Source organism: Novosphingobium sp. ST904 (assembly GCF_001298105.1).
Lineage (GTDB): Bacteria > Pseudomonadota > Alphaproteobacteria > Sphingomonadales > Sphingomonadaceae > Novosphingobium.
The window spans coordinates 83,201-89,507 of the sequence record NZ_LGJH01000144.1; the positions used below are offsets into that span (position 1 = coordinate 83,201).

5 protein-coding genes and 2 pseudogenes are annotated in these 6,307 nt (G+C 62.7%); 3 read left to right on the plus strand and 4 right to left on the minus strand.

Features of this window, described 5'->3' with window-relative positions; translation table 11 throughout:
• Positions 1–2: 2 nt before the first annotated feature.
• Positions 3–2,787 (plus strand): annotated as a pseudogene (locus tag ADT71_RS13445) (conjugal transfer protein TraG N-terminal domain-containing protein).
• Here ADT71_RS13445 and ADT71_RS13450 read toward each other — a convergent pair.
• A complete protein-coding gene (locus ADT71_RS13450) occupies positions 2,777–2,962 on the minus strand; it encodes a hypothetical protein (RefSeq protein WP_054437550.1) in 186 nt (61 codons plus the stop codon). The pseudogene ADT71_RS13445 and the gene ADT71_RS13450 overlap by 11 nt on opposite strands.
• Positions 2,963–3,015: 53 nt before the next feature.
• On the opposite strand from ADT71_RS13450, the gene ADT71_RS13455 reads away from it, so the two are divergent.
• Positions 3,016–3,345 carry a hypothetical protein gene (locus tag ADT71_RS13455; protein WP_082370339.1) on the plus strand — a complete coding sequence of 110 codons (330 nt, stop codon included), beginning with the start codon at positions 3,016–3,018 and terminating at the stop codon, positions 3,343–3,345.
• 133 nt (positions 3,346–3,478) lie between these two features.
• On the opposite strand, the gene ADT71_RS13460 is transcribed toward ADT71_RS13455, so the two are convergent.
• From ADT71_RS13460 to ADT71_RS13470, 3 genes and pseudogenes are all read right to left on the minus strand, one after another.
• Positions 3,479–4,111, minus strand: coding sequence for an SOS response-associated peptidase family protein (locus tag ADT71_RS13460; protein ID WP_054437552.1), 633 nt, complete (start codon positions 4,109–4,111; stop codon positions 3,479–3,481).
• 51 nt (positions 4,112–4,162) lie between these two features.
• Positions 4,163–5,425: pseudogene (locus ADT71_RS13465) on the minus strand (Y-family DNA polymerase).
• A 6-nt stretch (positions 5,426–5,431) separates the two neighbouring features.
• Positions 5,432–5,881 carry a LexA family transcriptional regulator gene (locus ADT71_RS13470; protein ID WP_054437554.1) on the minus strand — a complete coding sequence of 150 codons (450 nt, stop codon included), beginning with the start codon at positions 5,879–5,881 and terminating at the stop codon, positions 5,432–5,434.
• Positions 5,882–5,982: 101 nt separating this feature from the next.
• Between ADT71_RS13470 and ADT71_RS13475 the strand changes: the two genes are divergently transcribed.
• Positions 5,983–6,237, plus strand: a complete 255-nt coding sequence (locus ADT71_RS13475; RefSeq protein WP_231635866.1) for a hypothetical protein — start codon at positions 5,983–5,985, stop codon at positions 6,235–6,237.
• Positions 6,238–6,307 lie beyond the last annotated feature (70 nt).

Below are 6,307 nucleotides of genomic sequence, written 5' to 3' on the forward strand. Positions count from 1 at the left end.
CCATGGTCGAAGTCTTCACGATCGGCGGCGGCGAATACATCGTCAACACCTTCAATGCCGTCGCGCCTGGACGGGCGGCGGCGGCTACAAGTCGCTGATCCGGGTGGTGATGGTGCTGGGCCTCATCTACGCCCTGCTCTCGGTCGCCTTCACCATGAACTTTCGCGCATGGCTGAACTGGTTCCTCGGCGCGACGATGATCTACACCTGCCTCATGGTGCCGACCGTCGATGTGAAGGTGACCGACCGCATCAACCCCTCGCTCGCACCCACGACCGTCGCCAACGTGCCGCTCGGGCTTGGCGTCATCGCCAGTTTCACCAGCCAGGTGGGCGACTGGCTGACCCGCACGGCCGAAACCGTGTTCGTGATGCCGAGCCAGCTCAACTACACCACCAACGGCATGATCTACGGCGCCCGCCTGTTCGATCAGACCCGCAATTTCCAGATCCGCGACGCCGAGTTCGCGACCAACCTTCAGGCCCATTTCAAGAACTGCGCCTTCGGCGACGTCATGCTCCATCAAAAGTCCCTGACCGCGCTCGCCGATTCAAAGGACTTGTGGACCGATATCGGGCCGGGCTCGGTGGCGCGCGCGCAGCCCTGGATCGAGCGTTCGGGCGGCGGCGTCGATAGCGGCATCATCACCTGCAACAACGCCTACCAGCGTCTCACCAATGCATGGAGCGCGGTCATCAACGACCATACCCGGCTTTGGGGACGGCAGGCCTTCCCCAAGCTGACCGAAGCGGCGGCCGAGGCGAAGCTGCGTCAGGACGTGCCGGTGGTGAACGCGGCCTTCACCGGTTCGGGATCGGATTACACCGGCACGATGCGCCAGAACACCGCGATCAACGCCTTCATGCAGGCGCGCGATGCCATGGCGGGGGGCTCCGGAGCGGCCGCGATCGACACCTTCGCGACGACGCGGGCCGATATCCAGGCGCGCAACACCTACAATTCCATCGCGCAGCAGGCGATGTCCTGGGTGCCGATCCTCAACATCGTGCTTACGGTCGTCTTCTACGCGATGTTCCCGGTGATCTTCCCGCTGTTCCTGATGCCGCAGACCGGCGTGCAGACATTGAAGGGCTACGTGACGGGCTTCTTCTATCTTGCCGCCTGGGGACCGCTGTACGTCATCCTCCACATGATCTGCATGACGCGCGGGACCAGCGCCGCCAATGCGGTGGCCGAAGGCGGCATGTCGCTGGCGAACTACGCCGGGATGGCGCGGTCAACGCCGAGACGGCGACGATCGCCGGGTTCATGCTGATGAGCGTGCCTTTCCTGGCGGGCGGTCTCGCGCGGGGCGCGATGGGGATTTCGGGGCAAGCGACCTCTATGCTGGCGCCGGCGCAGAATGCGGCCGAGGCGGCGGCCGTCGAGCAGACGACGGGCAATTATTCCTACGGGAACACCAGTTTTGCGAACCTCACGTCGAACATGCGGCAGAGCAATCAGTGGTCCGATGCGCCGACGTATTCGACAGGGGCGTCTTCGTTCACGACCAGGCTGGCGAATGGAGCGAGCGAGACCTTCACCCAAGGTGGCGCCGTGGTGACGGATGTTACGGGAGCCATGTCGCGCCTGCCGATGGGGGTGAACGTCAACACCGGCTTCGTTGGTGAAACCCGGCAGGCGGCATCACAATATATTCGGGCGGCCGAAAGCGAAGAGGCGGCGGCGGCAAGGGTCATCACGGCATCGCATACCAATCGGAGCGTTCAGGGCACCAGCACCGATGTTACGAACGGCTCGGAGCGAGGAACGCGCACGGCCGACGGCACCACTATCGATAATTTTGACCGGAATTCGGGATCGACATTCAACGGTGTGACCAACAAGACCGGCACGTCAGACCAGAATCGGGTTTCCCAAGGGGTTGCTCGTGGTTCCGACACGACAGATTTGACGTCAGCCAAACTTGGGGTCGGCGTGGGGGCTGGAGGTATGGGGGGCGGACTTTCTCCAATCTCTGCCGGGGTTAGTAAAAATAACAGTATTCAACAATCGACCAGACTTAAATACGATGCTGACAACACGAGAACGACGGACAGCGGCTCGACGGCTGACGATGGCACCCGTGACGAGCACGCTAACGGAACTAACCTGTCTGACACTCACAGCACTATGGATACGTCGGGGACGTTTGCACGCGCATCTGCCAGCAAGACATCGTCCTTGTCCGAGGAGGAAGCTCTCTCTGTTGCCCACTCGCATGAGGAAAGGGCTCGCCACTTCAGGGAGAAGGCCCAGCAGCTGTCCCAGGATGCCAATTACGCGGAAAGCCATGGCCTGCAAATGAGCGAAAACCTCAGCCAGGAACTGGCGGAATGGTATCGGCGGGAAGCTGCGACCAAACCGGGATTGCAGGCCCCCGGATTGCACGAAGTATCGCTCGACAGTCACCAGCGTCAGGTGCGCGACGGCTTGATCGCAAGGTTCCTCAGCGAGCGGCAGCAGGCGATCTACGCTGAAGTCGCACCCTATCTGCGCGAACCCGAACTGGCGGCCGACGTCACACCACCGCCGGTCAGTAGCGCTGAGGACGTCAAGGCCATGTATCACCCGAAGGGGCTGAGCGCGGTTCCCACCCTTGCGGAACCGGCCGAGAGTTCACCGATCCCCGATCAGATCGCCGCGGGCAGGAAACAGCTCGAGAGCGAGGCTGAGGCCAAGCGGCAGGGCCGGATGCAAAGTGCGATCGGCGGCGCTGACCTGCAATCAGAGGTCAACCAGGCACTCGACAAGGGATTTTTCCATGACCGCAAGCTCAGAGAGTAAGGCTGACCATCCAGATCAAGACCGGGATCATGATTGCGACGCCGAGAATATAGCCGATTTTCTCGCCCTTTGAGAACGGCCCAGTTGGCGCAGGAGCATATTCCATCTCCGATGTAATTAATGGTCCTCCAGGCTGATCATGGGTTATCAGGTACGTGTCCCAATCGATGCCCATGATAGTCGCTCCTCCGCAGCTTTGGCGTTGGAGGATTCCATAGGAGCCGCCCAATGACAACCTCGACGGAAAACCCCGTTGCCGCTGAAGCGGTGGATAGCATGGCCGGGAACCTGCTCTTCGGTTTCTCGTGGGTGCTAGTCATGGCGATCGGGCTCATGCCCATCGCGGAGGCCGTGCTCGATCGCCCGCCCTCGATCACGACGCCGACAACGATCGCCTTCTTCATCGCGGTCGCCAGCGGCATTATCCTGCGGCGGCGCTACACCTGGGTGGGGCTTGTCATGCACATCTATGGGCAAATCGTGATCTGGCTGTCGCTGTTCACGATGTCCCTCGCGCTGGTTCTGTTCGTCTGCGGCAAGGGGCTGGGTAGCGCCTGACCTGCTCGAACGAGGCAACCGGGGTTGCTTATACCGCGCTTGCGAAATCCATACCGCAATGCAAAAGGGACGTGCCTTCGGGCATCCTCTCCCAACTGGGGCCGGTCCAAGGATCGGCGTTTTGGATTCCGCCTCAGGTCTCGTTGCGCCGCGTCGGGAACACCGGCCCGCGCACGCTCATCCTTTCCGCATCGTAGGGCCGCTGAAGCGCGGCGATCTCATCGAAGGAACCGCGCAGCCAGGTATCGACATCCGTGGGATCGAGGATCGTGACCATCGCCTTGGGATGGATCGGCGCCACCAACTCGTTGGCATCGCATGTCACCATGGCAAAGCCGCTGCCCGCTTCGGTCGCCTGCCAGAAGCCCGCTACGGCAAAGACCGGCTGATCGGTGACGGAGAACCACATCTCGCCCTTCAGCGCCGGCTTGCCGTCCTCGAGGTCGTGCTTGTCAGGCGTGAACTCACAGAACTCGGTGAGCGGCACGATGCAGCGGTTGCGCGGCTTTTCGGCGAGGCGTCGCCACTGCGGCAGGCCCAGCTTGCGCACGTTGGTCATCGGCCAGGGCGCTTTCCCGCCGAGCACGTCCCACGTCATCACGTCCCATGCGCGCTGCCCTGCCTGCTCGCGGATCACGTGACAGCGGCCCTTCGGGCGCAGATCCTGCGGATCGAAACGGTTGTCTCGCGGCCGGGGGCTGAACAGCCTGGCGGCCGAGTCGAACAGGGTTTCCGGCTCATTCTTCAGACGGGCGCGATTACACATGGCCGGTTCCTTGTTCGGGCTTTGGATGGGGAGGTCCCCTTCGCGCCGCCTTTAGCGTGCGATAGGAACCTGGTCGATGCGCGTCGTCCACGCCGGGCTCTTGAAGGTGCGCCTGATGTCGTAGGACTTGGCGCCCACCCCTTCCGAGGCAAGCCGCAGGGTATTACGGCCGAACCTGTCGTTGATGCCGTCCAGCGCTGCCAGCAAGGCGGGCGAGCGCGGGTCGGGCGCGGCGAAGAGATCCTGCTGCGCGCCGGATTCCGGCTCCAGACCTTCCAGCATGACGCCGCACTTGGTGTAGACCCCGCCCTGCTCGAACATCGCTTCGGCCATGCGCGCCGCGGTGCCGGCGATCACGCGCGGATCGTTGGTCGAGGGCGACAGCCGTGCGACCCTGGAAGCCGATGGCGCATTGGGCTTGAACCGGCTGCCGTGTGCGAAGGCGATCAATCGGCAAGCCTTGAGTTTCTGTGCGCGGATCTTCTCGGCCGCACGTACCGCCCTTCGCACCATCGCCTCGCGCAGTACCTCACGGTCGCGCACCGGCTCTCCGAAGCTGCGCGTCACCGCCGTGGACTTGAGTGCTTCCGGCTCAGGCTGGAAGTCGCTGCATTCAACGCCGTTCAACTCGAGCACCAGGCGCTCGAGCACGACCGTCCCGACGTCGCGGGCAACATCGGGATGCATCGCGGCAAGATCAGCCGTCGTGCGGATGCCGAGCGGGCGCAGACGCCGAGCCATGGCAGAGCCGATGCCCATACCTCCTCGATCGGCCATTTCGCGAACATGCGCCGGCGCAGGCCCTCGTCGTGCAGGTCGATGATGCCGTTCCAGACTTCCTCCGACGCCTTTGCCAACGCGTTGGCGACCTTTGCTCAGGGTGCGCGTCGGGCCAAGCCCGATCCGCGTCGGCAGGCCGACATGCTGTTTGATCGTCGCGCGGATGCGCTGCGCCTGCTCGACATCGCCCAGGCCGGAAGGTAAAACCGGCAAGCGGAAGAACGACTCGTCGATCGAATAGATTTCTACGGTATCGCTGAAATCGGCCAGCACCTGATTGAAGCGCCTGTTCATGTCCGAGTACAATTCGTACGAACTCGATCGATATTGCACGCCGTGGCGCTTCACGATGTCGCGTATCTTGAACATGGGCGCCCCCATCGAGATAGGCAGCGCCTTGGCTTCTGAGGACCTTGCGATGGCACAGCCATCGCCGTTCGATAATATTATCAGCGGCACATTGCGCAGCGAGGGGTCGAAGACCCGCTCGGCCGAGCAATAGAAGTTCTCAATATCGACGATAGCCCAGCTCATGACGGATCAGGCCAGAAGGTTGCGGACACTGGCCCGGACCACGCCCCACACTTCGACGCTCTCGTCCGCGACGACAGGATCGTAGTGCATGCGGCTGTTGCGCGCCTCGAGCGTCGGCACGCCATTGCGCACGCAAAGCTGGCGAACGACGAAGCCGCCATCGACAACGGCGATGACGATGCGGCCGTCCACCGGCCTGGCATCGCGATCGACCACGAGCACATCGGAATCGAACAGGCCTGCATCGAGCATGGATTGCCCGCTGACCCGGAAAACGAAGCTGGCGGCGCGATCGAGGCGCAGGAGATCGACCAGGTTGATCGCCGATTCCTCCCAGTCCTGGGCGGGGCTGGGAAAGCCGGCGCCGGCAGCGCCGATGACCTTGAGTTGTACTGGGCGCGGGAGATCGCTGAGAGGAATCGGCGTGGACGCAGGAATGGCAAGAGCGGTGGACATTGGTCCCTCATACCGCGATTAAGAACGTGAAGGGAACATAGCAAAAACACAACACGTACATTGTGCTTCCATCACGCTCGCGGATGATTCATAGGTGTCCGATGCCGATCCGCCCGGAAAACCGCTGGCTCTATCCCATCGACTGGCAGCAACTGTCGGATGCGATCCGGTTCGAGCGTGCGGGATCGCGTTGCGAGAAGTGCAGGCGCCCTCACCTGCGCCGGATTGTCCACCTGGGCGATGGTCGCTGGTGGGATGGCGACGCTGGTCATTGGCGCTCGGATCGCGGCCGCCGCGTCGCGGTGAAGGGCTTCACGCTCGCGTCGGGGCTCTGTTGCAAAAATCGTGAAGCTTGAGCATGCTTGGCGGAGATTGGACGGACGGAACGATGACGGATTTCAAGTGGCGCCATTTCCAGGGTGATGT